This window comes from Sulfitobacter maritimus, from assembly GCF_013346665.1.
Lineage (GTDB): Bacteria > Pseudomonadota > Alphaproteobacteria > Rhodobacterales > Rhodobacteraceae > Sulfitobacter > Sulfitobacter maritimus.
In genome coordinates, this window is the sequence record NZ_JABVBB010000021.1 from 830,244 (window position 1) to 854,924 (window position 24,681).

At 60.6% G+C, this 24,681-nt stretch carries 25 protein-coding genes; 14 read left to right on the forward strand and 11 right to left on the reverse strand.

The window, feature by feature from the left end; translation table 11 throughout:
• Positions 1–352: 352 nt before the first annotated feature.
• Positions 353–1,144 (reverse strand): crotonase/enoyl-CoA hydratase family protein, encoded by a 792-nt coding sequence (locus HTT03_RS06015; protein WP_174858930.1) that lies wholly within the window; start codon positions 1,142–1,144, stop codon positions 353–355.
• Between the two features lie 118 nt (positions 1,145–1,262).
• Between HTT03_RS06015 and HTT03_RS06020 the strand changes: the two genes are divergently transcribed.
• Positions 1,263–2,366: a pyridoxal phosphate-dependent aminotransferase gene (locus HTT03_RS06020; RefSeq protein ID WP_174858931.1), complete on the forward strand. Its 1,104-nt coding sequence runs from the start codon at positions 1,263–1,265 to the stop codon at positions 2,364–2,366.
• Here the strand turns inward: HTT03_RS06020 and HTT03_RS06025 are convergent.
• A complete protein-coding gene (locus tag HTT03_RS06025) occupies positions 2,363–3,574 on the reverse strand; it encodes a pyridoxal-phosphate-dependent aminotransferase family protein (protein WP_174858932.1) in 1,212 nt (403 codons plus the stop codon). The two genes, HTT03_RS06020 and HTT03_RS06025, sit on opposite strands and share 4 nt — an antisense overlap.
• A 229-nt stretch (positions 3,575–3,803) precedes the next feature.
• Here HTT03_RS06025 and HTT03_RS06030 point away from each other — a divergent pair, with 229 nt between their 5' ends.
• The gene (locus HTT03_RS06030) at positions 3,804–5,660 is read left to right on the forward strand and encodes an ABC transporter ATP-binding protein (RefSeq protein ID WP_174858933.1); all 1,857 of its coding nucleotides are present in this window, start codon (positions 3,804–3,806) and stop codon (positions 5,658–5,660) included.
• Positions 5,661–5,663: 3 nt separating this feature from the next.
• Here HTT03_RS06030 and HTT03_RS06035 read toward each other — a convergent pair whose 3' ends face one another.
• Positions 5,664–6,347, reverse strand: coding sequence for a TIGR04283 family arsenosugar biosynthesis glycosyltransferase (locus HTT03_RS06035; RefSeq protein ID WP_174858934.1), 684 nt, complete (start codon positions 6,345–6,347; stop codon positions 5,664–5,666).
• 64 nt (positions 6,348–6,411) lie between these two features.
• Here HTT03_RS06035 and ygfZ point away from each other — a divergent pair, with 64 nt between their 5' ends.
• On the forward strand, positions 6,412–7,158 hold the full coding sequence (ygfZ, locus tag HTT03_RS06040) for a CAF17-like 4Fe-4S cluster assembly/insertion protein YgfZ (protein WP_174858935.1): 747 nt from the start codon (positions 6,412–6,414) through the stop codon (positions 7,156–7,158).
• A 67-nt stretch (positions 7,159–7,225) separates the two neighbouring features.
• Here the strand turns inward: ygfZ and efp are convergent, their stop codons facing one another.
• Positions 7,226–7,789: an elongation factor P gene (gene efp, locus HTT03_RS06045; RefSeq protein ID WP_174858936.1), complete on the reverse strand. Its 564-nt coding sequence runs from the start codon at positions 7,787–7,789 to the stop codon at positions 7,226–7,228.
• Between the two features lie 222 nt (positions 7,790–8,011).
• Here efp and HTT03_RS06050 point away from each other — a divergent pair, with 222 nt between their 5' ends.
• Positions 8,012–8,332, forward strand: coding sequence for a DUF6280 family protein (locus HTT03_RS06050; RefSeq protein WP_007120494.1), 321 nt, complete (start codon positions 8,012–8,014; stop codon positions 8,330–8,332).
• Positions 8,333–8,476: 144 nt separating this feature from the next.
• Entirely contained in the window at positions 8,477–9,970 is a 1,494-nt protein-coding gene (locus tag HTT03_RS06055; RefSeq protein ID WP_174858937.1) for a cobyric acid synthase, read from the forward strand.
• On the opposite strand, the gene HTT03_RS06060 is transcribed toward HTT03_RS06055, so the two are convergent.
• Entirely contained in the window at positions 9,967–11,079 is a 1,113-nt protein-coding gene (locus HTT03_RS06060; protein WP_174859004.1) for an S-(hydroxymethyl)glutathione dehydrogenase/class III alcohol dehydrogenase, read from the reverse strand. The two genes, HTT03_RS06055 and HTT03_RS06060, sit on opposite strands and share 4 nt — an antisense overlap.
• Before the next feature lie 103 nt (positions 11,080–11,182).
• Complete coding sequence (locus HTT03_RS06065) at positions 11,183–11,644, reverse strand: Lrp/AsnC family transcriptional regulator (protein ID WP_174858938.1); 462 nt, start codon at positions 11,642–11,644, stop codon at positions 11,183–11,185.
• Between the two features lie 126 nt (positions 11,645–11,770).
• Here HTT03_RS06065 and HTT03_RS06070 point away from each other — a divergent pair, with 126 nt between their 5' ends.
• Together HTT03_RS06070 and HTT03_RS06075 are read left to right on the forward strand one after the other, a co-directional pair.
• The gene (locus HTT03_RS06070) at positions 11,771–15,172 is read left to right on the forward strand and encodes an indolepyruvate ferredoxin oxidoreductase family protein (RefSeq protein WP_174858939.1); all 3,402 of its coding nucleotides are present in this window, start codon (positions 11,771–11,773) and stop codon (positions 15,170–15,172) included.
• Positions 15,173–15,547: 375 nt separating this feature from the next.
• A complete protein-coding gene (locus tag HTT03_RS06075; RefSeq protein WP_174858940.1) occupies positions 15,548–16,525 on the forward strand; it encodes a response regulator in 978 nt (325 codons plus the stop codon).
• Positions 16,526–16,560: 35 nt separating this feature from the next.
• Here HTT03_RS06075 and HTT03_RS06080 read toward each other — a convergent pair whose 3' ends face one another.
• Positions 16,561–16,905, reverse strand: a complete 345-nt coding sequence (locus tag HTT03_RS06080; RefSeq protein ID WP_343035707.1) for a hypothetical protein — start codon at positions 16,903–16,905, stop codon at positions 16,561–16,563.
• A gap of 1 nt (position 16,906) precedes the next feature.
• On the reverse strand, positions 16,907–17,146 hold the full coding sequence (locus HTT03_RS06085; RefSeq protein ID WP_174858941.1) for an Lrp/AsnC ligand binding domain-containing protein: 240 nt from the start codon (positions 17,144–17,146) through the stop codon (positions 16,907–16,909).
• A gap of 160 nt (positions 17,147–17,306) precedes the next feature.
• Between HTT03_RS06085 and hisB the strand changes: the two genes are divergently transcribed.
• On the forward strand, positions 17,307–17,894 hold the full coding sequence (gene hisB, locus HTT03_RS06090) for an imidazoleglycerol-phosphate dehydratase HisB (protein WP_174858942.1): 588 nt from the start codon (positions 17,307–17,309) through the stop codon (positions 17,892–17,894).
• A 4-nt stretch (positions 17,895–17,898) separates the two neighbouring features.
• Positions 17,899–18,537 (forward strand): imidazole glycerol phosphate synthase subunit HisH, encoded by a 639-nt coding sequence (gene hisH, locus HTT03_RS06095; protein WP_174858943.1) that lies wholly within the window; start codon positions 17,899–17,901, stop codon positions 18,535–18,537.
• A 176-nt stretch (positions 18,538–18,713) separates the two neighbouring features.
• On the opposite strand, the gene HTT03_RS06100 is transcribed toward hisH, so the two are convergent.
• Entirely contained in the window at positions 18,714–19,103 is a 390-nt protein-coding gene (locus tag HTT03_RS06100) for a DUF2147 domain-containing protein (RefSeq protein WP_174858944.1), read from the reverse strand.
• A gap of 129 nt (positions 19,104–19,232) precedes the next feature.
• On the opposite strand from HTT03_RS06100, the gene hisA reads away from it, so the two are divergent.
• Genes hisA through HTT03_RS06115 form a run of 3 tightly spaced genes read left to right on the forward strand, consistent with a single transcriptional unit; the run spans position 19,233 to position 21,022 of the window.
• On the forward strand, positions 19,233–19,952 hold the full coding sequence (gene hisA, locus HTT03_RS06105; RefSeq protein WP_174858945.1) for a 1-(5-phosphoribosyl)-5-[(5-phosphoribosylamino)methylideneamino]imidazole-4-carboxamide isomerase: 720 nt from the start codon (positions 19,233–19,235) through the stop codon (positions 19,950–19,952).
• A gap of 3 nt (positions 19,953–19,955) precedes the next feature.
• A complete protein-coding gene (gene hisF / locus HTT03_RS06110) occupies positions 19,956–20,717 on the forward strand; it encodes an imidazole glycerol phosphate synthase subunit HisF (RefSeq protein WP_174858946.1) in 762 nt (253 codons plus the stop codon).
• On the forward strand, positions 20,714–21,022 hold the full coding sequence (locus HTT03_RS06115; RefSeq protein WP_174858947.1) for a phosphoribosyl-ATP diphosphatase: 309 nt from the start codon (positions 20,714–20,716) through the stop codon (positions 21,020–21,022). Before hisF ends, HTT03_RS06115 begins: the two co-directional genes overlap by 4 nt.
• Here HTT03_RS06115 and HTT03_RS06120 read toward each other — a convergent pair whose 3' ends face one another.
• Positions 21,023–21,436, reverse strand: a complete 414-nt coding sequence (locus HTT03_RS06120; RefSeq protein ID WP_174858948.1) for a CoA-binding protein — start codon at positions 21,434–21,436, stop codon at positions 21,023–21,025.
• Positions 21,437–21,603: 167 nt separating this feature from the next.
• Between HTT03_RS06120 and HTT03_RS06125 the strand changes: the two genes are divergently transcribed.
• Together HTT03_RS06125 and HTT03_RS06130 are read left to right on the forward strand one after the other, a co-directional pair.
• Positions 21,604–22,878 carry an acyl-CoA dehydrogenase family protein gene (locus HTT03_RS06125; protein WP_425506298.1) on the forward strand — a complete coding sequence of 425 codons (1,275 nt, stop codon included), beginning with the start codon at positions 21,604–21,606 and terminating at the stop codon, positions 22,876–22,878.
• A 1-nt stretch (position 22,879) separates the two neighbouring features.
• A complete protein-coding gene (locus HTT03_RS06130; RefSeq protein WP_174858949.1) occupies positions 22,880–23,656 on the forward strand; it encodes an SDR family NAD(P)-dependent oxidoreductase in 777 nt (258 codons plus the stop codon).
• 112 nt (positions 23,657–23,768) lie between these two features.
• Here the strand turns inward: HTT03_RS06130 and HTT03_RS06135 are convergent, their stop codons facing one another.
• Complete coding sequence (locus HTT03_RS06135) at positions 23,769–24,644, reverse strand: acyl-CoA thioesterase (RefSeq protein ID WP_174858950.1); 876 nt, start codon at positions 24,642–24,644, stop codon at positions 23,769–23,771.
• Positions 24,645–24,681 lie beyond the last annotated feature (37 nt).

A 24,681-nucleotide genomic window follows, 5' to 3' on the forward strand; every position in this document is an offset into this window, starting at 1 on the left:
GCAGTTTATTTCTGCCGCGCAAACGCCGCTTTCACAGGACGTCACTTCGACTGCAAAAGCGTCAGCCCATCCGGGCGGTCTGGCGCTGCCGGTGGCCTTACGGCCTTAATTCCGGGCTGTTGCGCGCAGTGCAAACGCTGCGCAAGCCAAGCGAGGCCAGACCGCAGGATGGCGCTCTACCGATCTTAGTTTGCCTATTTATCTCTGCTGGACATTTGAACGGTCCGCAGGACAACACCCAATAGCAAAAGCGCCAGCCCATCCGGGCGGTCGGGCGCTGCCAGCGGCCTTACGGCCTTACGGCCTTGAAGCCGGGCTGTTGCGCACAGTGCAAACGCTGCGCAAACCTGCCCTATTTAAACACCGCAGGCCGCTTGCCAAACTCCGCTGCGATCACTTCCATCTGCTCGGGCTTGCCCAGCAGCGCCGCCTGTTCGCGCGACTCGGCCTCAAGCACTTCCGCATCCGACGCCCCTGATTCCGCAAACCCGATCAACCGCTTCGCCGTCTTCACCGCATTCGGCCCCTTGCCCGCGATCACCCGCGCCAAGTCGAGCGCCGCCGCCTGCGGATCATCAGCGACTTCGGTCACCAACCCCCAACGCTCCGCCTGCGCGGCATCCACCGGGGCCGCCGTATAGGTCAACCGCCGCAGCACATCCGAGCGCACCAAACGCGGCAGCAGCACCATACCGCCCATATCCGGCACAATGCCCCATTTCATCTCCATCACTGCGAGCTTCGTATCAGGTGCGGCAATCCGAATATCCGCCCCAAGCGCCAGTTGCATCCCGGCGCCAAAAACCACCCCGTGCAGCGCCGCGATCACCGGGATTTCCAAACGGTGCCAGACCATCGACACTTCCTGCCATTTGTTCGTCGTCCCCTCGCCATGAGTGCGCGGCATGATCAGCGCATCGATGTCTTGCCCCAGCATCCCCGAGAGCCCGCCGATATCGATGCCCGCGCAAAACGCCTTGCCCTCGCCCAACAGTACAACCACCCGCGCATCCGATGCTGCAACCTCCTGCCCTGCCGCAATGATGGCTTCGATCATCTCATCATCGACCGCGTTCATCTTGTCGGCGCGGGTGAGGGTCACATGGGCGATATGGTCTTCGATCCGAACTTGAACGCGGGACATGGTGGTTCTCCTAACTGTTTGGCGCAGTTCACCGCAGATCGCCGCAGCGCGCCAGCAAAACGTCGCGGCAGGGGGCCAAGCTCTTGCCCCGCCCCGCTGCCGCGCCTACACCTAGCGCATGACAGATATACGCCTGACTCCGCTCGCCCAAAGCCTCCCTGCGAATGTCCCCTTTGTCGGACCCGAAGCACAGGAGCGCGCTACGGGCCGTCCGTTCAAAGCGCGGCTTGGCGCCAATGAGAACATCTTTGGCCCCTCACCCCGCGCCATCGCCGCGATGGCAGAGACCGAGATGTGGAAATACGGCGATTCTGAGAGCGTGGACCTCCGCGCGGCTTTGGCGGAGCTGCACGGCATCCGTCCTGAAAACATCATCGTCGGCGAAGGGATCGACGGGCTTTTGGGCTACCTCGTGCGCTTGCTGGTGGGCGAAGGTGACGCGTTGGTCACCTCTGAGGGCGCCTATCCGACCTTCAACTACCATGTGACAGGCTTTGGCGGCGAACTGCATAAGGTACCTTACCGCGACGATCACGAAGACCCCTCTGCTCTCTTCGCTAAGGCGGCGGAGGTTGATGCCAAGATCGTCTATCTGGCAAATCCTGACAACCCAATGGGGACATGGCATGAAGCCGGTGCGCTTGAACAGGCGCTGGATAATTTGCCGACGCGCAGCCTGTTGCTGTTGGATGAGGCCTATATCGAATGCGCCCCCGACGGCACCGCGCCCGAGATTTCAGCGGATGATCCGCGCGTGATCCGGATGCGGACCTTTTCCAAAGCCTATGGCCTCGCCGGTGCGCGGATCGGCTATGCGATTGCGGCGCCTGAGTTGATTACGGCATTTCACAAGGTCCGCAATCACTTTGGCCTGAACCGCGCCGCACAGGCAGGTGCGCTGGCAGCGGTGCAGGATCAGGACTACCTGCGCCAAGTGCAGCGCCAGATTGCGCAGGCCCGCGAGCGCATCACCCAAATCGCGGCAGAGAACGGTCTGACCGCCTTGCCCTCCGCGACGAATTTCGTGGCGATTGATTGCGGGCGGGATGGTGCCTTTGCCAAAGCGGTATTGGAAGCGCTGGTGGCGCGGGGCATCTTTGTGCGGATGCCCTTTGCGGCGCCGCAAAACCGCTGTATCCGCGTCAGCTGCGGCAGGCCCGAAGACCTCGACCACTTTGCCGCAGCATTGCCCGAGGCGCTGGCGGAGGCGCGGCGCGTTTAACCTTTGCCACCGATCACCTCGGCGGCGGCGGCAAGCGCGCCTGCGCCGTGGTCAATCTTCAGCGCAGTCATCGCCGCTTCAATCCCTCCCAACAGCCCCATGATCATATGGCCGTTGACATGACCCATATGGCCGATGCGAAAAAACCCATGCCACGCGGGATCGCCCTTTTCGGCCATACCGAGCCCGATACCAAGCGTAAGCCCAAGGTTGTCCTGAACCCAATTGCGCAGTTCAGTGGCTTGGGGCGCCTGCAACCGCAGGGCGGTGACCGCATGGCTGCGCAGGTCGCGCTCTTGCACGTTTAGCCGCAGACTGCCTTGCGCCTCCCACGCTTCGCTCGCGGCCCAGATCGCCCGCGCCAGCGTTGCATGGCGCTGCCAGACCTGATCAATCCCCTCCTCCTTGATCATGTCCAACGCAGCACGCAGCCCATAGAGGTGATGCGTCGGCGCTGTGCCACCATGTAGCTGGTAGAATTCTTCGGGATGCGCGCGCGGCGTCCAATCCCAATAGCGGCTCACCCGTGGGAGCCGCGCCCGCGCCGCCTCGGCTCGGTCGTTAAAATAGACAAAAGCCATGCCGGGCGGCACCATAAGCCCCTTTTGCGCGGCGGTTACCATGACATCAACGCCCCATAGGTCCATCTCAAAGCGCTCACAGCCCAGAGAGGCGATGCAATCGACCATCAACAGCGCCGGATGATCGCAGGCATCCACGCAAGCACGCAGGGCGGCGATGTCATTGCGCACGGAGGTGGAAGTGTCCACCTGCACCGCCATGACCGCTTTGATCTTGTGGTCCGGGTCGGCCCGCAGACGGTCGTTGACCTGCTCAAGATCAATGGACGTTGCACGGCCAAAATCCATCACCTCTACCTCGGCCCCAAGCCCGGTGGCCATCTCCCCCCAGCCGATGCCGAACCGCCCGGTGGCGAGCACGAGCACCTGATCACCGGGGGCCAGAACGTTGCTCAACGCAGCCTCCCACGCGCCGTGACCGTTGCTGATGTACATCGCGACGTGATGTTTGGTGCGGGCGATATGCTTCAGATCAGCGATCAACCCCGGCATCATATCAACCAGCTCGCCCTCATAGATATTGGGCGCCGGACGGTGCATCGCGCTTAGCACAGCTTCGGGGATGACAGAGGGGCCGGGGATCGCGAGATAGGAACGGCCTTGGGCCAATTTGTGGTGTGTGGTCATAGGATTAGAGGCCATTCGTTTATTGCGCGACCAGGCTGCGGTCGGCGTCACCTTACTGCGCGGGCTTTATGGGTCAATCCCCGCAGAACGCTCCGCCAAGGGGCACAAAAGGGGAAGGGTAAGCGCCGTGGCACGCCTGCCGCGCGGCCAGCTTCGCCATGACAGTTGCTTGCCCTGCCCCCCGTGCTCCCCTACACCTTACCCGATTGCCCAAAAGGACCACGGCGGGATGAATGATGAAAGCTACACCTCCGCGCAACTGATGCGCTGGCTCTGGCGGGACTATCTGAAAAAGCACACCGGCATCATGATCGTGGCGGTGTTTTTCATGATCGTCGAAGGCTCCACCCTGGGCGTGCTCGCCAAATTGATGGAGCCGATGTTTGACCGGGTTTTTGTCGGCGGTGACCGGGGCGCTTTGGTCTGGGTCGGGCTGGTGCTGGTCGGTATCTTTGCACTGCGCGCTTTAGCGACAGTGGTGCAAAAGGTGCTGCTGACCCGTGTGGCACAGCGCACGGCAGCAGACCTGCGCATTGACCTGCTGGACCAGATGATGCGCCAAGACGGCGCCTTTCACCAAAGCCACCCGCCTGGCTTTCTGGTGCAACGGGTGCAATCGGATGTGAACGCGGTGAGCGACGTTTGGCGTGCAGTCATTACCGGCGCGGGGCGCGATCTGGTGGGGCTGGTGATCCTGATGGGCGTGGCCATTGCGATTGATCCCATCTGGGCGCTGCTGGCGATGATCGGCGTGCCGCTGATGATCCTGCCTGCGGCGATTGCGCAGCGCTTCGTCCGCGCCCGCTCGCGCGAGGCACGTGATCTGGGGGCCAGCCTGTCCACGCGGTTGGACGAAGTGTTTCATGGTATCGTGCAGATCAAACTCAACGCGCTGGAAGCCTATCAGGCGCGGCAATACCGCGAATTGACCCGCACCTTCATCCGCACCGAAGTCCGCGCTGCCTTTGGCAACTCCGCGATCCCGGCAATGATCGATATCATGTCGGGCATCGGCTTCATGGCGGTCATCGTCTATGGTGGGTCCGAAATCATCGCGGGGAACAAGACCATCGGTGAGTTCATGACCTTCTTCACCGCGCTTGGCTTTATGTTCTCGCCGCTGCGCCGATTGGGCGCGATCAGCGGCCTGTGGCAGATGGCTGCCGCAGCACTTGAGCGGATCAAGGAACTGCTCGACGCGCCCTTGCGCTTGCGCAGCCCGGCCCAGCCTGTCCCTGCCCCCACCGGGCCACCTGACGTTGTGTTGAAAGATGTCTCTCTGTCCTATGGCGGCACTAAGGTGCTGGATGCGCTGAACCTGACCGCCAAAGCGGGCGAGACCACTGCGCTGGTTGGTGCCTCGGGCGCCGGTAAATCAACGATTTTCAACCTGCTCACCCGGTTGGTCGATCCGCAGTCCGGACAGGTGCAAATCGGTGGCACCGACACCAATGCCATGACGCTGAACGATCTGCGCGGCATGTTCTCGGTCGTCACGCAAGAAGCGCTGCTGTTTGACGAATCCCTGCGCGAGAACATTATCCTGGGCCGCACAGATGTCAGCGACGAAGACCTGCAACAGGTCTTGCAAGACGCGCATGTGGCCGATTTCCTGCCGCAGTTGGATAAAGGGCTCGACACCCGCGTTGGCCCCCGCGGCTCTGCCCTGTCGGGCGGTCAGCGGCAACGCGTGGTCATAGCCCGCGCCCTGCTACGCGATACACCCATTCTGTTGCTGGACGAGGCAACGAGCGCGCTTGATGCTCAGTCCGAACAGGTCGTGCAGGATGCGCTGGACCGTCTTGCCAAAGGGCGCACAACAATTGTCATTGCCCATCGGCTGTCGACCATTCGCAGCGCCGATAAGATTGTGGTGATGGACCGGGGTCAGGTGAAAGACGAAGGCACACACGACGAGTTAATGGCCCGCGGCGGCATCTATGCGGACCTCTACCGCTTGCAATTCCGCGATGGCAAAACAGTGACCGACACTCGCGGTCTTGGCGCGGGCCGGGCAAAGGCGCGGCGCAAGGAAGCGCAACAGCCCAATTTGCTGCAACGGCTTGGCGCGGCACTGTTTGGCTAAGGCTCAGGCTTTGCGGTAGGCTTCGGCCAGCTTGGCAGGCGGCACGCCCATCATGTAGCGGATCAAAGTCCAAAGGTTGCGCCCACCCCGGCGCAGCCAGCCTTGACGGCGGTATTTTTCAGCACTCGTTACGGCCACAGCCTGAAGCGCGCGCAACCGCCCACGCAGAGCACCGGCCAGCGCCACATCCTCCATCAGCGGCTGATCGGAATAGCCGCCAACCGCTTCATAAAGCGCACGCGACAGCAGCAGCCCCTGATCTCCATAGGGCAGCCCCATACGGCTGCGCAGGTTGGCCCAGCTTGCCACAACGCGTGCTGCCACACCGCCGTGGTCAAAGCGCAGGTGAAACCACCCCGCTGCCGCAGTGTGATGCGCCATATGGCTCTGCACCGCCGCCGCCCAACCGGGGGCCAGCACCGTATCCGCATGAAGAACCAACAGCCAGTCGCCCTGTGCCACCGCACAGCCCCGGCGCAACTGCCCACCGCGCGAAGGCGCCCCAATCACCACTTCGGCCCCCCAGCCTTCGGCCAATTGCCCGGTCCCGTCCTGTGACCCACCGTCGCTGATGATGACCTCGCGGATCAGATCGGCCTGCACCCCCTCGACCAAAGCGCCAAGACAGGCGGGCAAGACTTTTGCCGCGTCAAGCGTGGGAATGACAACAGAGATCGGCGCGCGCATGGTTGCCCCTTTTGGATGGGTTTGACAGGCTATATGTCATGGCCAGCAATCAAAGGACACCCGCATGACCAAGCGCCGCATTCTGCGCCTGACAGGCCCCGACACCCGCGACTTCCTGCAAGGGATCGTGACCAATGACGTGAGCAAACTGGACCAAGGTCCGGTCTATGCCGCCCTCCTGACCCCGCAGGGGAAATATATGGCGGATTTCTTTCTGATTACGGACGGTGACGCTGTGCTGCTGGACGTGGACGACAGCCTTGGCGACATGCTCGCGCAACGCCTGATGATGTACAAACTGCGGGCCAAGGTGACGATCGAACCCACTGATCTGCACCTGCACCGAGGCACCGGCCCCGCGCCAGACGATGCCGTGATCGACCCGCGTCACCCCGAAATGGGCTGGCGGGCCTACCGCGACACGCCGCAGAGCGAGGACCCGACCGATTGGGTCGCGCTGCGCGTGGCGCATTTGATCCCTGAGACTGGCATTGAATTGACACCGGATACTTTCATCCTAGAAGCCGGGTTTGACCGGATCAACGGGCTGGATTTTCGCAAAGGGTGCTATGTCGGCCAAGAGGTCACCGCGCGGATGAAACACAAGACCGAGTTGCGCAAAGGGCTCACGCGGGTTGATATCACCGGTGAAGCGCCCGCCGGCACTCCGATCACCGCTGAGGGCAAACCGGCAGGCACGCTCTTCACCCAATCGGGTGGCCAAGCGCTGGCGCATTTACGTTTTGACCGCGCGAAAGGGCCGATGCAGGCCGATGAGGCGCAGATCACATGGCCCGGCCCCGCGGTCTGAGGCAACCAGAAACGAAAAAGCCCCGGCAAAACCGGGGCTCATCAATCTTACGCAGCATGACGTCGCGTCAAGCGCGTTCGACATATTCCATGGTTTCGGTGTTCACGACAATGGCTTCATCCGGCCCGACGAAGGGGGGCACGGAGATCTTTACACCGTTTTCCAAGATGGCAGGTTTGAAAGAATTTGCCGCTGTCTGACCTTTTACAACCGGCTCAGTCTCGGCAATATTGCAGACGACTTTCTGCGGCAGACGGGCGTTCAACGCCTCGGCCTCGTGGTACTCCACCACGATCATCATACCGTCCTGCAGGAAGGGGCGCGTGTCGCCTAAAAGCTCGGCGTTAAGCTGCACCTGCTCATAGGTCTCGGTATCCATCACAACCAGCATACCATCGTCTTCATACAGAAATTGCTGGTCTTTTTGCTCCAACCGCACACGCTCGACCTTATCGGCAGAGCGGAAACGTTCGTTCAATTTGGAGCCGTTGCGCAGGTTGCGCAGCTCGACCTGAGCAAAAGCGCCGCCCTTGCCGGGCTTGACGTGATCGACCTTCACCGCCGCCCAGAGGCCACCGTTGTGTTCAAGGACGTTTCCGGGGCGGATCTCGTTTCCGTTAATCTTGGGCATGTGACAAAACCACGACATAAGGTTGATGATAAGATGTCCGGTTCTATATCGGGAGGGATGGTTCCCTGCAAGCAGGCGATATCCGGACGTCGCTGCGACAACTAGATATGCGCATGTTGCATGGGTGGTATGCTAAATAGTGGTATCCGAATCACGAGATATCCGTCATAAGGAGCGCCAAGCCCGAATGACAAGAGCAAGAATAATCGAAAGGACGACGAGATGAAAGATTTCGTTGATGGCACCGCTTTCAACAACGAGCAAGGCAACCGCGCACGTAAGCTCTTTGCTGCTGTGGTTCTCGCTGCTTTGGATGACGCTATTGCCGACGACAAGAAATATGGCAACGGCCCAGAACAGATCGCCCGCTGGGCCCGTTCGCGCGATGGCCGCGAAGTGCTGAGCTGTGCCGGGATCGACCCCAACGAGCGGGTCGTCGAAGGTCTGATGGAATTTGTTGGCAAAGGCGTGCGGACCTCCGTCGCCCTGTCGCGTGAAGAATCCGAGCGCCGCAATGCCGCGCTTCAGGCTGAAGCCGCCTAAACCTATCCGCCAAACGGCGCAATTGACGCAGCCTTCGGGCTGCGTTTTTTTGTGTCTCATGCTTGGCCACAAAGGGCGGTGTTGCCCTTCCCCCTCGCGGTGATTTGCGCCAGTTTGCGCCAAACCATGCAAGGGCCGCCGCAGATGACCAAAGCCATTATGATCCAAGGCACCGGCAGCAATGTCGGCAAATCCATGATCGTGGCCGGTCTGCTGCGGGCCGCGGCCCGGCGCGGCCTGCGGGTGCGCCCATTTAAACCGCAGAACATGTCCAACAACGCCGCCGTGACCGAAGACGGGGGTGAGATTGGCCGTGCGCAGGCGCTCCAAGCCCGTGCCGCAGGGGTGGCCCCTCATACCGACATGAACCCCGTGCTGCTAAAGCCACAGAGCAGCACCGGCGCGCAGGTTGTCGTGCATGGCCAAGTGATCGGCCAGCAGGAAGCACATGAGTTTGGCCGCAGCAAAGCCAGCCTGATGCCCACCGTGCTGCACGCTTTTCACCGTTTGGCCGAAGACTGCGACCTCATCGTAGTCGAAGGCGCAGGCTCACCCGCAGAAACCAACCTGCGCGCGGGCGATATCGCCAATATGGGCTTCGCCCGCGCCGCTGGCGTTCCGGTCATTCTGATGGGCGACATCGACCGCGGCGGCGTGATCGCCCAAATCGTCGGCACCCGAGCGGTGCTGGAACCTGCCGACAACGCCCTGATCCGCGGCTTTGCGGTGAACAAATTTCGCGGCGACCGCAGCCTTTTCGACGCAGGCCGCGACGATATCGCCCAGCGCACCGGCTGGCCCTGCCTTGGCGTGGTGCCGTGGTTTGACGCCGCCCACCGTCTGCCCGCCGAAGACGTGATGGACCTGCCCGCCCGCGCCCGCTCAGGCGGGCAAGGCTGCGTCATCGCGGTGCCGCAGTTGCCCCGCATTGCCAATTTCGACGATCTTGATCCGCTATCTGCCGAACCGGGCGTCGACCTGCGCATGATCTCCCCCGGCACGCCTCTGCCAGCAGAGGCTGATCTTGTGCTGCTCGTTGGCTCAAAATCTACCATTGCCGACCTCGACGCCTTCCGCGCAGAAGGCTGGGACATTGATCTTGCCGCACATATTCGTCGCGGGGGCCATGTGTTGGGACTATGCGGCGGCTATCAGATGCTCGGCCAGACCATTACCGACCCCATGGGTATCGAAGGGCCAGCCGGTAAGGTTGCCGGTCTTGGACATCTGAACGTAGAGACCACGATGGCCCCGCAAAAACACCTATCGCAGAAAACTGGCGTGCATCTCGCCAGTGGCACTGCTCTGACGGGCTATGAAATTCACATCGGCGAAACCACCGGCCCGGACTGCGCCCGCGCATGGCTTACCTTCGATGACCTGCCCGAAGGTGCCACTTCAGCGTCAGGCGGGGTGCAGGGCTGTTATATGCATGGGATTTTTAGCTCTGACGCCTTTCGCCGCGCCTATCTCAGCACTCTTGGCGTGACCTCATCGCTGGACTTTGAAAGCGGTGTGGAAGAGACCCTGGACGCGCTGGCCGATCATGTCGAAGCCTATATGGATGTCGACCTGTTCCTCTCCCTTGCGGCAGAGGTCGAGGCTGGAGAGCGGAGGGCCCTCCAGCCCAATGTTTAAAATTCGACGACCGCGCGGATCGATTCACCTTTGTGCATCAGTTCGAACCCTTCGTTGATCTGATCCAGCGTCAGTTTATGGGTGATCATCGGGTCAATCTCGATTTTGCCGTTCATGTACCAATCGACGATCTTAGGCACATCCGTCCGCCCCTTGGCCCCGCCAAAGGCGGTCCCACGCCAAACGCGCCCGGTGACGAGTTGGAAGGGCCGCGTTGAAATCTCCGCCCCCGCTGGTGCGACACCAATGATGATGCTCTCACCCCAGCCTTTATGCGCACATTCCAGCGCGTCGCGCATGACCTTGGTGTTGCCTGTCGCGTCAAAGGAGTAATCCGCGCCGCCCTTGGTCAGTTCAACCAAATGCGCCACCAAATCGCCCTCGACCTTCGATGGGTTCACGAAATCAGTCATGCCGAAATACTTGCCCGCTTCGGCCTTGTCGTCATTAAGGTCAACACCAACGATCTGATCCGCCCCGGCCAGCCGCAGCCCTTGGATGACGTTCAGCCCGATGCCGCCCAAGCCAAAGACCACACAGCGTGCGCCGAGCTCGACCTTGGCCGTGTTGATCACCGCGCCGATGCCTGTGGTGACACCGCAACCGATATAGCAAATCTTATCAAAAGGCGCATCCTTGCGGACTTTGGCCAAAGCAATCTCTGGCACCACGGTGTGGTTGGCAAAGGTCGAGCAGCCCATATAGTGGTGGATCGGCGTGCCATCGAGCATCGAAAACCGTGTCGTGCCATCGGGCAGCAGACCTTGGCCTTGGGTTACGCGGATTTTTTGGCAGAGGTTGGTCTTGCCACTCAGACAATATTCACACTCCCGACATTCCGGCGTGTAAAGCGGGATCACATGATCGCCCGGCTCCAGCGTCGTCACCCCCTCGCCCACTTCCAGCACGACGCCCGCGCCTTCGTGGCCGAGGATCGCGGGGAAGATGCCTTCGGGATCATCACCAGAACGGGTGAACTCATCGGTGTGGCACAGGCCGGTGGCTTTGATCTCGACCAAGACCTCGCCCCGTTTCGGCCCTTCGAGGTTCACCTCCATGATTTCAAGCGGTTTACCGGCTTCAACGGCGACGGCGGCACGGGTTTTCATCATGGGGAATCTCCTATTAGACGTTTGTCACGTCCCTATATGCGCCCCCATCCGCGCAAATGTCCAATTCCGACCAAGGCTGAGCAAAAGACGGCCCCAGCGTTCATCCAGCAATTGGCGCATCGGATTTTATCTGCCGCAGGATCACATTGGTCGTGGCAGAATTCACCGCCGGGTGCAGGAAGAGAAAGCTTTCAAGAAAAGCGTTATAGGCTTCGATATCGCGGCACAGGATGCGCAGGTGATAGTCGGCCTGCCCGGTGGTGGCAAAACATTCCGTCACCTCCTTGCGGGTCTGGATCGCGCTGATGAAACTCGCCAAAGCTGCCGCATCATGGCGGGTAAGATGGACATGAACCATCGCTTCAAACCTCAGCCCCATCGCTTTGGGATCGACAATCGCCGCATAGCGTTTGATCACCCCCGCCTGCTCCAGCGCTTTCACCCGCCGCCAGCAGGCGGAGGCTGAAATGTTCAGCTTTTCGGCCAGTTGCGCGTTGGGCAGGCGGGAATCCTGTTGAAGCAAGGTGACAAGCTGACGGTCTGTCGCGTCTAAGGTTGTCATAGAAATATTCTTTCACATTTTTCGTACTGAGCGGAAAACCTATTCAAAATATCGCCCATCCGCCAGACAGAAAGGAGCGAAAAACCACGGCTTTTGCTCTATACTTCCATACGGAGGAGTCCCCAAATGACAGAACAGCCGCGCGAATTTACCACTTATAAACTCGATGACCGCTATGACCTGACCGAAGGCCGCGTCTTTCTGACCGGGACACAGGCCTTGGTGCGGATCATGCTGGATCAGGCCCGCCGGGATCGGGAGGCGGGGCTCAAGACCGCTGGCTTTGTCTCAGGCTATCGCGGCTCGCCCCTGGGCGGGCTCGACCTTGAATACTGGCGCATCAAAGACCGCGTGGAAAAGGCGGGCGTAAAATTCCTACCCGCCGTGAACGAAGACCTCGGCGCCACCGCAGTGTTAGGTGCGCAGCAGGCACATCTTGACCCCCATGCAGAGGTCGAAGGCGTCTTTTCCATGTGGTACGGCAAAGGGCCGGGGGTGGACCGCTCAGGCGATGCGCTGAAACACGGCAATGCCTATGGCTCCGCGCCCAAGGGCGGTGTGCTCGTGGTGGCGGGGGATGACCATGGTTGTGTGTCGTCCTCTATGCCGCATCAATCTGATGTGGCCTTCATGTCGTGGTTCATGCCGACGCTGAACCCGGCTTCGGTGGCTGAATATCAGGCCTTTGGCGAATACGGCATCGCGCTTTCGCGTTTTTCTGGCACTTGGGTCGGCTTCAAAGCGATCTCAGAGACTGTCGAAAGCGGCGCATCGGTAGAACTGACCCCGGACCGGGTGTTTAACCAGCCCGACTATACCGCCCCGCCCGGCGGGCTGCATGTGCGTCTGGGCGACCTGCCCTCGCCCGAGATTGAAACGCGCATTCATCATAAGCTGGAAGCTGTGCAAGCCTTTCTCCGCGCGAACCCGATCGACCGGCATATCTATGACACACAGAATGCCAATTTCGGTATCGTCACCACGGGCAAAGGCCATCTCGACACGATGGAGGCGCTGCGCCTGCTGGGTCTGGGCGAAGCGAAATGTCGCGAACTCGGCATCGACATCTACAAGATCGGCATGGTCTGGCCGCTGGCGGTGGATGACGCGCTGGACTTTGTGAAGGGCAAGCGCGAAGTCCTTGTGATCGAAGAGAAACGTGGCATCATTGAAAGCCAATTTAAGGAAGCGTTCTACGACTGGCCCGGCTCCAAACCCGCACGGATGGTCGGCAAGCATGACGAGAACCTGCAGGAGTTGGTGCCGTGGACGGGTGAACTCTCACCGCTGAAACTCGCGCCCATCATCGCGGCCCGTCTGCATGCTTTTTTCCCCGAAGAGAACCTCGTCGAAAAAGCCCGCGCGTTAACCAACCAACCGCCGATCTTGCTTAACGTCGAAGGGGCCACCCGCACCCCTTACTTCTGTTCCGGCTGTCCGCATAACTCGTCCACCAAACTGCCCGAAGGGTCCAAGGCCAACTCTGGTATCGGCTGTCACGTCATGGCGTCCTGGATGGACCGGGACACTGCAGGCTTTGCCCAGATGGGCGGCGAAGGGGTGCCGTGGATCGCGACCTCAATGTTCAACGGCAACAAACATGTCTTCCAGAACTTGGGCGAAGGCACGTGGTATCACTCAGGCTCACTGGCCATCCGCCAAGCGGTCGCGGCCAAGACGAATATTACCTACAAAATCCTCTACAATGACGCGGTCGCTATGACCGGCGGTCAGCCAGTAGATGGCCCGGTGTCCGTCGCGGCCATTGCGCAGGCCTGCCGGGCGGAAGGGGTCAAACGGATCGCGCTGGTCTCGGACCGGCCCGAATTGCTGGCCAAAGCAGACTTCCCCGCCGAGACCAGTTTCGACCACCGCCGCGATCTGGACCGTGTGCAGCGCGAGCTGCGCGAGATCCCCGGCGTCACCGTGCTGATATATGAACAGACCTGCGCCACTGAAAAGCGCCGCAAGCGCAAACGCGGGCTGATGGATGACCCAAAGAAATTCGTGATGATCAACGATCTGGTCTGCGAAGGCTGCGGCGACTGTTCGTTGGAATCCAACTGCCTCAGTGTCGAGCCAAAGAAGACCGAGTTCGGAACCAAGCGGCAGATCAACCAATCGACCTGCAACAAAGATTACTCCTGTCTTAACGGCTTCTGCCCCTCCTTCGTTACGATCGAAGGCGGCAGCCGTCGCAAACGCTCGGGCGCGGGGCTGGATGTGGCGGGGCTTTCGGCGCAATTGTCGATGCCCGAATTGCCCAAGCTCGACCAACCCTTCAACCTGCTGGTGACCGGCGTTGGCGGCACCGGCGTGGTCACCGTGGGCGCGCTTATCACGATGGCAGCCCATCTCGAAGGTTTGGGTTCCAGCGTGCTCGATTTCACCGGCTTTGCACAAAAGTTCGGCACCGTGCTCGGCTATGTCCGCCTCGCCCAGCGGCCCGAAGACGTGCATCAAGTGCGCATCGATCAAGCCGCCGCCGACGCGGTGATCGGCTGCGATATGGTCGTTAGTTCCGCGCCGAAAGCCTCGGCTCACTACCGCCGCGGCACCCGCATGGTGCTGAACCGCGCGGAGATGCCCACTGGCGATCTGGTGCTGAACCGCGATGCTGATTTGCGCATCGACGACCGTGAGGCGGTGATCGCGCAGGCGGTGGGGGCTGAGAACCTCAGCGCCTTTGACGCCAACCGCATGGCCGAAGTGCTGATGGGGGATGCTGTTTTTGCCAATGTGATGATGCTGGGTTTCGCATGGCAAAAGGGGCTGGTGCCGGTGTCGCTTACAGCACTTGAACAAGCGATTGAGTTGAACGGCGTCGTGCCAGACAAAAACCGCGCCGCCTTTGGCTTTGGTCGCGTCATGGCTGAAAACCCCGAAGCGATTGAGAAGCACCTTGCCCCTGAACCGGCGGTTGATGAGGCGGTCGAGAGCCTGATCGCGCGGCGGATGGCGTTTCTCACCGACTACCAAAACGCGGCCTATGCGGAGCGCTACAAGTCACAGTTGGATCGGCTTGCAGCAAGCCTGCCTCCGCGGTCGGATGACCTGCTGCGGGCGGCCGCCAAATCGCTGTTCAAACTTATGGCCTATAAGGATGAATACGAGGTTGCCCGCCTGCACCGCCAAAGCGGGTTCGAGGAACGCATCGCCGACACTTTTGAGGGCGACTACAAGGTGCATTACCACCTCGCCCCGCCGGCATGGCCTACTGGTAAAGATGGCCGGGGACGGCCCAACAAACGCAAGTTCGGCCCGCGGATGGGTCGCGCCTTTGACCTGTTGGCCGCGATGAAACCCCTGCGCGGCACATGGGCTGACCCTTTCAGCTATGGCGCGGACCGCAAGCTCGAAGTGGCGCTGATCGAATGGTACGAAGGCGTGATGCAGGCCGCGCCCGCCCTGCCCCATGACACGGCGCTTGAGGTGCTCAGCGCACCGATGGAAATCCGTGGTTATGGTCCTGTCAAAGAAGCCGCTGCTGAAAAGGTACAGGCAGAGGTCGCCGCGAAACTCCCCTAAAACACGGTACAAACACCCAAACCGCTCGGCCTCAAGGTCGGGCGGGCGCGCTTCTGGTCATGACAGCGCCTTAAAGTCACACAAACAGCACCTTCCCGCCCAGATTGAACAATCGCGGCCACATGACCCCACGTTGTCCTTGGCAAAGACGCGTGAAACTGCTGCCCTTACCCCAATTAAAGATACGCATTCGTACATAACCGCCCGCCACAAGCGGGTTATTGCCACTTGTACGCGGAAGACACGGAATGGAGAGCCGCGCCGCCGAAAGATGCAGTATCGTCACAATTTCGCCGAGTTTATCCGCGTAAATGTAAACAAGTTGTAAACACATTCCCTGGCTGCCCGTCCGCCCCAACGAAACAGGTGCTGAACATGAAAATCCTTGCTGTCGACGACGATCCCTTTATCCGCGAACTGCTGCCGATCGTTTTCCGCGAGGCCGAATATCCCCATCTGACCATCGCCGATTCCGGCGCCGCAGCCCTTGCCCTGCTGAACGAAAGCAAAGAGCCTTTTGACTGTCTGCTGCTCGACATCGAAATGCCGGAAATGGATGGCATCACCCTGTGTCGCAAAGTGCGCGCCCTGAAGGACTACCAGAACACACCTATCCTTATGGTGACGCTACGCTCAGATGCCGCCTCTATTGAACGGGCCTTTGCTGCGGGCGCGAATGACTACGTCACCAAACCTTTCGACGTCAAAGATATAGCAACGCGGGTGCATGTGGCCGAACGGATGTTGGAGAACACCGAAAAAGCGCCGCGTCTTGATCTGAACGCCCTTGCGGATGATGCAGCGCCCGGTGTGCATGAATTCCGCCTCGAAGATCCCGTCCATATCTACGGGGTCGAGCAACTGGTTCTGCCCTTCTCGCTGGGCAATTACCTCAGCCAGCTCTCGCGCCAGCACCTTGATATCTGTCAGGTTTTTGCCACCAAGATCGAAGGCATTGAAGATATCTATGCCAATAGCACCAGCAGCGAATTCGCCCGTACAATCGCCGCAGCGGCGTCGAGCATTGCCAAGGTTGTCGACTGCCCGCAACTGCTGATGACCCATAACGGCTGTGGGACGATCCTAAGCATCGTAACCGGCGACAGCCTGCCCGGCTGGCCAGAGATCGAAGGCATGATCCAAGAAGAATTAGACGCGGTAGATTTGCGTCACAGCGATGGCCGCAATATGCCGGTCACCCTCTCGGTTGGCGGGCCGATCCAGCCCAATGCCAGCCGCACTCAGCGCGTGCGCAAGACCTTTGACCGCGCGATCCGCCGGGTGGCATCACGTCAAAAGGTCAAACCAGAGGCCGTTTCGCTGCGCAGACCTGCTGTGTCCGCGGCCCACTAAGCAGCGGGACGCGCGAAAGCGCGTTCCATCTCGCGTTAATTGATTGGAAACTGCGCCAGACAGCGCACGGCGTTTCGGCGGTAATCTTCCAGCGTATCCGGCACCGACCGACGGTCGCGCATGACCTCCATCGCCGCGCGTTTCTGCGCCCAGGTGCCTGTCACATGCCGGTCGAGGATACGCACCGTGATGCCCAGCATCACTTGCTTTTCACCCTCTCCGACCAAGCCCGCCCCCGATAGCGCCACCGCCGTCAAGGCCAGCGTGTTGGCACAGCGCAAGGCCGCCGCCTCAGAGCCTTCATAGATCCGGCTCTCCGCCGATGCGCCCAGCGGGACCAGCGCCAAAATCAACGTTCCGCAAAGGGCGGCAATGCGCACCCTAAAAGACCTTAAAGGTCATCGTGGTGAGGGAGCGCTCAATACCTTCAATGTCCAACAGATTGTCGTTGATATAGACGCCAACGTCTTCCCCTTTGGGGATATAGAGCTTCATCAGCAGGTCATATTCACCGGAGGTCGAGTAAAGCTCAGAGTGGATCTCGCGCAGAGCGATGTCCTCGGCCACGCTATAGGTCGTGCCGGGGCGGCAGCGGATCTGGATGAATACGCAGGTGGTCATGTCGCGCCTCTTTCTGGGATACGCCACAAGCTGACATATGGACCCCGCGCCCGCAATCCCCGATCTCTGGGCGCCCATCAGTCTGCGATCCCCCGCTTGGGCTTGGCGCGGCGCGCCGCCCTGCTATAAGGGCGCAGCAATAGCCTCCCGGAGACGCCCCATGCGCCGCAGCACCCTGACCCGCACCACCGCCGAAACCGATGTCACCGTGGAGATCAATCTCGACGGTAGCGGCAGCTATGACAATGAAACCGGCGTCGGGTTCTTCGATCACATGCTCGATCAACTGTCGCGTCACTCGCTGATCGACATCAAAGTGCGGGCCAAAGGCGATCTGCATATCGACGATCACCACACGGTCGAAGATGTTGGCATCACGCTGGGCCAAGCGCTGACCGAAGCACTTGGCGACAAACGCGGCATCCGGCGCTACGGGTCCTGTCTGCTCGCCATGGACGACGCACAGATCCGCTGCGCGCTCGACCTCTCCGCACGTCCTTTCCTGATCTGGAACGTCGATTTCCCGTCCAGCAGCATCGGCAAATTTGACACTGAACTGGTGCGCGAGTTTTTCCAAGCGCTGAGCACACACGGCGGCATCACCCTGCATGTCGACGCGCTGCACGGGTTCAACAGCCACCACATCGCCGAAGCAGCTTTCAAATCCGTCGCCCGCGCCCTGCGCGAAGCGGTCGAGACCGACCCCCGCAAGGCCGACGCCATCCCCTCGACCAAAGGCGCGCTGTGATCCGATGCTAACCGCAATTATCGACTACGAATCCGGCAATCTGCACTCGGCGCATAAGGCATTCGAACGCATGGCCCGCGAAAGCGGCGCAGGTGATGTTATCGTTACAGCTGACGCCGATGTCGTCTCCCGCGCCGACCGTCTCGTGCTTCCTGGTGATGGTGCTTTCCCGGCCTGTATGGCTGCACTTAAAGGCGCAGGTGGTCTTTATGACGCGATGGTCGAAGCCGTCGAAGAGAAAGGCCGCCCCTTCCTTGGCATCTGCGTGGGCATGCAACTTATGGCAAGCATGGGCCGCGAATACCAAGACACCCCCGGCTTGGGCTGGATCGACGGCGAGGTAACACAAATCACCCCGGCCGACCCCAAACTCAAAGTGCCACATATGGGCTGGAACGATCTGGTGATCGATCATGATCACGCCGTTTTCGCCGGACTGGAAACAGGCGATCACACCTATTTCGTCCATAGCTACCACATGGCCGTATCAGACCCCGCAGAACGTCTGGCGCATGTCGATTACGGCGGTGAAGTCACAGCGGTCATTGGCCGCGACACGATGTTGGGCATGCAGTTCCATCCCGAGAAAAGCCAAACCACCGGGTTGCGGCTGATCTCCAACTTTCTAACCTGGACGCCCTAGCGAGCGCTCCGCCCGCTGCACCGTCGGACGGTATTTAAGAAAGGATAAAGGGAAGAAGATGCCTTATCTTCATCCTTTTACAAATACCGCTGCGCTGCGCCTGCCGCCCTCAAAACGCAAAGAAGGCGCGGAAGATTTCACCCGCGCCCTCTCGCTTTCGTGGCTTTAAACGCGCGCTAATTAACGCGCACCCATGTCTGCTTGGAACAGATAAGCCCGCCTGCCACACAGCCAGAAAGCTTTAGCGATTTGCCAGAGACGTTCATTTTGCCAATGTAGATCTTGCCATTTGACGGGCGCCAGACTTTACCCGCGTACTTGCCGCCGCCTTCGGGTTTCATATCGATCACAAGCGTTTTGCCGATATTGGGTGATTTATATTCCCCGCTGTCATTAAAGGTGCGCGCGATGGTGCCGCAGACTGCGCCGCCACAGGGGGCCATTTTAACATGGGCATAGGCGCCGTCATCGACCTGCGTCTGCCACATACCGACCGCCGGATCCTGTGCGTAGGCGGCGCCTGTTAAGCCAAGGCCCAGAAAGGCTGCTGCAAAAAGCTGTTTCATGATCTCTCCTCCCGATCTGGCATTACTGTTATCCATCACTTTGTTTCGGGCAAGATTGACCTTGGGTCGCGTTGCAAAATCCCTGACGACGTGCAAAAGGAAACCAACGTTTAGAACAAGGGCCCGGCCATGATCCTCTACCCCGCCATCGATCTCAAAGACGGTCAGGCCGTGCGCCTCGTGCATGGTGACATGGACCGCGCCACCGTGTTTAACGATGACCCCGCAGCACAGGCGCGTAGCTTTGTGGATGCCGGTTGTGAGTGGCTGCATCTGGTGGATCTTAATGGCGCCTTTGCCGGTGCGCCCGTGAATGCCGCGCCGGTGGAGGCGATCTTAAAGGCTTGCAAGGTGCCTGCTCAGTTGGGCGGTGGCATTCGCGATATGGCGACCATTGAAAGCTGGCTCGATAAGGGGCTGGCGCGGGTTATTCTGGGCACCGTGGCCGTAGAAAATCCCGATCTCGTGCGTGAGGCCGCTGCCGCTTTCCCCGGTCAAGTGGCCGTAGGGATCGACGCGCGGAACGGGCGTGTCGCGACCAAGGGCTGGGCGACGGAAACGGACGTTATGGCGACCGATCTGGCGAAGTCTTTTGAAGACGCAGGCGTGGCGGCAATTATTTATACAGACATCAACCGCGATGGCGCGATGGGCGGGCCGAATGTCAGCGCCACTGCCGATCTGGCGCGGGCCGTGTCTATTCCGGTGATTGCTTCGGGCGGCGTGTCCTCGCTCGATGATCTTGCCGCCCTGCGTGACACAGGTGTCATTGAGGGCGCGATTTCGGGTCGGGCGCTTTATGATGGGGCGATTGATCTGGCGGCTGCCATGCAGATGTTGAAGGTCTAAGCGATGCTGAAAACGCGCATCATTCCTTGCCTCGACGTGGCCGATGGGCGCGTTGTGAAAGGTGTGAATTTTGTTGGCCTGCGCGATGCGGGTGATCCGGTGGATGCTGCTATCGCCTATGATGCGGCAGGGGCGGATGAGCTTTGTTTTCTCGACATTCATGCCACCCATGAGAACCGCGGCACGATGTTTGATCTGGTCACCCGCACGGCAGAGCATTGCTATATCCCGCTGACCGTGGGCGGCGGCGTGCGCACGGTGGCGGATGTACGGGCTTTGCTGCTGGCGGGGGCGGATAAGGTGAGCTTTAACTCCGCTGCCGTGGCCAACCCGAACGTCATTGCCGAGGCGGCTGATCATTTCGGCAGCCAGTGCATCGTCTGCGCGATTGATGCCAAAACCGTCAGCCCCGGCAAATGGGAGATATTCACCCATGGTGGGCGCAAACCTACGGGCATCGACGCGGTTGAGTTCGCCCGCACGGTGGCCGCGAAGGGTGCCGGGGAAATCTTGCTGACCTCGATGGACCGCGACGGCACCAAACAGGGGTTCAATCTGCCGCTCACCCGCGCCATTTCTGATGCCGTCTCAGTGCCTGTGATTGCCTCCGGTGGGGTTGGCAATTTGGATCACCTCGTTGGTGGCGTGCTTGAAGGCGGCGCCTCTGCTGTGCTGGCAGCATCGATCTTTCACTTCGGCGAATATACCGTTCATCAGGCCAAGCAGCATATGGCCGAGGCGGGCATTCCGATGAGGCTCACATGACGCTTGATGACCTTTACACCACAATCCTGAGCCGCAAGAGCGCTGATCCCTCGAGCAGTTGGACTGCGCAGTTGTTGGCCAAAGGGCCGGAGAAATGCGCCGAGAAATTTGGCGAGGAAGCTGTTGAGGCGATCATTGAAGCGGTCAAGAACGACCGCGCCGGTCTCACCTCGGAAGCTGCGGATGTGTTGTATCACTTGCTGGTCATGCTCGCCGCACGCGATGTGCCGCTAAGCGATGTGCTGGATGAATTGGCGCGCCGCCAGTCGACCTCGGGCATCGCCGAGAAGGCCGCGCGGACGTAATCAACCTAGCAGGCGCGGGATTTCCACTTTGGGGCAGCGGTCTTGGATCACGTCCACGCCGCGTGCTTCGGCCTTGGCTGCCGCTTCGGCATTGGTGATGCCCATTTGCATCCAGATCGTTTCCAGATCGGGGAAAGCCTCAAGCGCCTCTTCGACGACAGGCGGCACATCTTCGGAACGGCGGAAGATATCGACCATCTGCACCGGCGGGTCGATTTCCGCGAGGCTTGCGACGATGGTCTTGCCAAAGACCTTCTTGCCCGCGTGAACCGGGTTCACCGGCACCACATCATAACCCTTTTGCGCGAGATATTCCGCGACATAGTGGCTGGGCCGTGCCGGGTTCGGGGATACGCCGACCACCGCGATGCGGCGGGTGCGGGTGAGGACGTCTTTGATCAATGCATCTGTCATAGGCTTGATCTAGACATGCCTGCAGAGATTTCAACGTAGCTGTGACGCGGCGTAAAACGCGGCGCACCCTGCCCGCGATTGGCAAGTCTGCGGTGATTGCATAGGCTCGCCCCAAAGACCGCCGGGCAGAGGGGCGCGGCGTCTACCTTCACCACCGGGAGCACAGGATGATCGATCAGACTTTGGACATGAACAATCTCGAAATGTCAGAGAAGGCCAAACCGCTTTTGGCCGCTGTTACCAAACACATACGCGAGAATGTTGATCCGATCACCGAAGAGTTCTTTCGCCTTGGCGAAGGCCGCGCCGACCGTTGGTCCTATGCGCCCGGCCAGTTGGAACTGCTCGACGGGGCCAAGCAAAAGGCGCGGGACGCGGGGTTGTGGAACTTTTTCCTGCCCAATGCCGAGACGGGCGAAGGGCTGGCGAACCTCGATTACGCCTATATCGCCGCTGAACTGGGCAAAAGCCCGCTGGCGCCAGAGACCCTGAACTGCTCTGCCCCCGATACCGGGAATATGGAGGTGCTGGAACGTGTCGGCACGCCGGAACAAAAGGAACGCTGGCTGAAGCCCCTGCTTGCCGGTGAAATTCGCTCGGCTTTTGCGATGACCGAGCCGGATGTGGCCTCGTCCGACGCGCGCAATATCTCGACGAGCGCGGTGCTCGATGGGGATGATTGGGTAATCAACGGAGAGAAGTTCTATATCTCCGGCGCGGGCGATCCGCGCTGTAAGATCATGATTGTGATGGTGAAAACCTCGCCCGAAGCCGAGACTTTTCGCCAGCAGAGCCAGATCCTCGTGCCGATGGACACGCCGGGGGTGGAAATCCTTGGGCCGATGCATGTCTTTGGCCATGACGACGCGCCGCATGGGCATATGCACATCCGGTTCACCGACGTGCGGGTGCCGCGCGAAAACGTGCTTTGGGGCGAAGGGCGCGGGTTTGAGATCAGTCAGGTGCGGCTTGGGCCGGGGCGGATTCACCACTGCATGCGCTCTATCGGCGCTGCGGAAAAGGCGCTGGATTTGATGATTGAGCGCGGTCTGAGCCGCGAAGCTTTCGGCAAGAAAATCATCGATCTTGGCAAGAACATGGAAACCATCAGCCGGGCGCGGATCGACATCGAAGCGATGCGGCTCATGGTGCTGAAAGCCGCCAAGGCGATGGATGTCTTGGGCAACAAAGAGGCGCGCATCTGGGTCAGCATGATCAAGGCGCTGGTGCCGGAGAAGGCTTGCGAGATTATTGACGCCTCCATGCAGGTGCATGGGGCAACGGGGATGAGCCAATGGAGCCCGTTGTCGGGTATGTACACGTGGCAGCGGGCGCTGCGGTTCGCGGATGGGCCGGATGAGGTGCATCATCAGGTCATCGCGCGGGCCGAGGTGAAGGCGTTTCAGGCGTCGAACACCCGCGGCACGAAGGGCGGCAACTGACGTGGAGTTGCAGGGGCGCGTCATTGTTATCACCGGTGCTGCCAGCGGCATTGGGCGGGCTTTGGCGCTGCGGTTCGCGCGGGAGGCGCCCGCGCATCTGGTCTGCGTGGACATCGACGGCGCGGGCGCCGAAGCGACGGCGGCGGTGGTGGGCGGCACAGCGTTCCGCGTCGATGTCGCCCGTGAGGCCGAAATCGCCACACTGATCGCAGAGGTCGAGCGGGAGATCGGGCCGATCGACCTGTTTTGCTCCAACGCCGGTATCTCGGTTGAGGGCGGTGTCGAAGTACCCGACGCGGACTGGCAGCGCATTTGGGAGATCAACGTGATGAGCCATGTCCGCGCGGCGCGGCATCTGGTGCCGCTGATGCGGGCGCGGGGTGGTGGCTACCTGCTAAACACCGCCTCGGCGGCGGGGCTGCTCAATCAAGTCGGGGCGGCGCCCTACGGCGTGACGAAACACGCGGCTGTTGGCCTCGCTGAATGGCTGGCGATGACCTATGGCGACGATGGCATCAAGGTCTCGGTCCTCTGTCCGCAGGCTGTGCGGACAGAGATGATGCGCGGGTTGGAGGATCATGTCGCAGCGATTGACGGGATGCTGGAACCGGAACCGGTGGCCGAAGCCTGCGTGCAGGCGATCCGTGATGAGGTGTTTCTAGTGCTACCGCACCCGCAGGTGCGCGACTATATGCGGGGCAAAGCACAGGACTACGAGCGCTGGATCGGCGGCATGCGCAAGCTGAACCGGCGGTTTGGAATGCCAAACAATAGCTAGAAAGCGTCTACCCGGCGGCACAGGCTGCATCGCTTTGCAGAAGTGGCAAAACCGCTAGAAAGCGTCCATCGGGTGGCACAGCCTGCATCGCCCTGCAGAAAAGGCGAAGCCCTTAATCTTCGCCTTTAGGCTGGATCGGGCGCAGCAAACCTTCTTGTGCCACGCTCGCCACCAACTGCCCGTTCTGATTATAAATCATCCCCCGGTTGAACCCACGCGCGCCTCCCGTAAATGGCGCATCCAACGCATAAAGATGCCATTCATCAAAACGGATCGGCGCGTGAAACCACATCGCGTGATCAAGGCTCGCGGTCATCACCCTGCCTTGAAACCACGTCAACCCATGGGGGCGCAGCGAGGAGCCGAGCAGGTTCATGTCAGAGGCATAGGCCAAAAGCGCGTGTTGCATCACCGGGTTCTGCCCCTCGGCGGCGGCCATGCGGAACCACAGATAGTTACTATCCCCGGCCTTTTCGGGCGTTAGAAAATCACGCGGCTCGACCTCGCGAATTTCAATGGGCCGCTCGCGTAGGAAATCGCTACGGTATTTCTCGGGCAGTTTCTCGGCAAAAGCGGCGCGCAACTCAGGACGGTCGGGCCAGTTTTCGGGGCCGGACACCTGCGGCATCTCGTGTTGCCAATCGAAGCCCTCCTCCGCGACCTGGAAAGAGGCCGAGAGGTTAAGGATTTGCTTACCGTGCTGGATCGCCACCACCCGCCGCGTGGTAAAGCTGCCCCCATCGCGCGCGCGGTCGACCTGATAGATCACCGGGATTTTCGGATCACCGGGCCGGATGAAATAGGCATGTAGCGAATGGCAGGCACGGTCCGGCACGGTGCGATAAGCCGCCATCAGCGCCTGTGCGATGACATGGCCACCGAAGATGCGCATCGTCGTTTCGCCCCCCGCGCCGGTGCCACGAAAGAGATCGACTTCGAGCTGTTCGATGTCCAGCAGGTCTAGCAATTGGCGGGCGGCGTCACGCATTTTCGGTCCTTTGGTTTCGGGAGCTTTCCCCAAGCAA

What these genes read in the sequence shown, in the direction of transcription:
- HTT03_RS06085 (WP_174858941.1), bottom strand. Translation starts at nt 17,146, where the DNA reads ATGACCACCTGCGTATTCATCCAGATCCGCTGCCGCCCCGGCACGACC.
- HTT03_RS06125 (WP_425506298.1), top strand. Translation starts at nt 21,604, where the DNA reads ATGATCGATCAGACTTTGGACATGAACAATCTCGAAATGTCAGAGAAG.
- HTT03_RS06065 (WP_174858938.1), bottom strand. Translation starts at nt 11,644, where the DNA reads ATGACAACCTTAGACGCGACAGACCGTCAGCTTGTCACCTTGCTTCAA.
- hisB (WP_174858942.1), top strand. Translation starts at nt 17,307, where the DNA reads ATGCGCCGCAGCACCCTGACCCGCACCACCGCCGAAACCGATGTCACC.
- HTT03_RS06060 (WP_174859004.1), bottom strand. Translation starts at nt 11,079, where the DNA reads ATGAAAACCCGTGCCGCCGTCGCCGTTGAAGCCGGTAAACCGCTTGAA.
- HTT03_RS06055 (WP_174858937.1), top strand. Translation starts at nt 8,477, where the DNA reads ATGACCAAAGCCATTATGATCCAAGGCACCGGCAGCAATGTCGGCAAA.
- HTT03_RS06135 (WP_174858950.1), bottom strand. Translation starts at nt 24,644, where the DNA reads ATGCGTGACGCCGCCCGCCAATTGCTAGACCTGCTGGACATCGAACAG.
- HTT03_RS06020 (WP_174858931.1), top strand. Translation starts at nt 1,263, where the DNA reads ATGACAGATATACGCCTGACTCCGCTCGCCCAAAGCCTCCCTGCGAAT.
- hisA (WP_174858945.1), top strand. Translation starts at nt 19,233, where the DNA reads ATGATCCTCTACCCCGCCATCGATCTCAAAGACGGTCAGGCCGTGCGC.
- hisH (WP_174858943.1), top strand. Translation starts at nt 17,899, where the DNA reads ATGCTAACCGCAATTATCGACTACGAATCCGGCAATCTGCACTCGGCG.
- HTT03_RS06050 (WP_007120494.1), top strand. Translation starts at nt 8,012, where the DNA reads ATGAAAGATTTCGTTGATGGCACCGCTTTCAACAACGAGCAAGGCAAC.
- HTT03_RS06100 (WP_174858944.1), bottom strand. Translation starts at nt 19,103, where the DNA reads ATGAAACAGCTTTTTGCAGCAGCCTTTCTGGGCCTTGGCTTAACAGGC.
- HTT03_RS06070 (WP_174858939.1), top strand. Translation starts at nt 11,771, where the DNA reads ATGACAGAACAGCCGCGCGAATTTACCACTTATAAACTCGATGACCGC.
- HTT03_RS06075 (WP_174858940.1), top strand. Translation starts at nt 15,548, where the DNA reads ATGAAAATCCTTGCTGTCGACGACGATCCCTTTATCCGCGAACTGCTG.
- hisF (WP_174858946.1), top strand. Translation starts at nt 19,956, where the DNA reads ATGCTGAAAACGCGCATCATTCCTTGCCTCGACGTGGCCGATGGGCGC.
- HTT03_RS06030 (WP_174858933.1), top strand. Translation starts at nt 3,804, where the DNA reads ATGAATGATGAAAGCTACACCTCCGCGCAACTGATGCGCTGGCTCTGG.
- HTT03_RS06025 (WP_174858932.1), bottom strand. Translation starts at nt 3,574, where the DNA reads ATGACCACACACCACAAATTGGCCCAAGGCCGTTCCTATCTCGCGATC.
- ygfZ (WP_174858935.1), top strand. Translation starts at nt 6,412, where the DNA reads ATGACCAAGCGCCGCATTCTGCGCCTGACAGGCCCCGACACCCGCGAC.
- efp (WP_174858936.1), bottom strand. Translation starts at nt 7,789, where the DNA reads ATGCCCAAGATTAACGGAAACGAGATCCGCCCCGGAAACGTCCTTGAA.
- HTT03_RS06115 (WP_174858947.1), top strand. Translation starts at nt 20,714, where the DNA reads ATGACGCTTGATGACCTTTACACCACAATCCTGAGCCGCAAGAGCGCT.
- HTT03_RS06015 (WP_174858930.1), bottom strand. Translation starts at nt 1,144, where the DNA reads ATGTCCCGCGTTCAAGTTCGGATCGAAGACCATATCGCCCATGTGACC.
- HTT03_RS06035 (WP_174858934.1), bottom strand. Translation starts at nt 6,347, where the DNA reads ATGCGCGCGCCGATCTCTGTTGTCATTCCCACGCTTGACGCGGCAAAA.
- HTT03_RS06120 (WP_174858948.1), bottom strand. Translation starts at nt 21,436, where the DNA reads ATGACAGATGCATTGATCAAAGACGTCCTCACCCGCACCCGCCGCATC.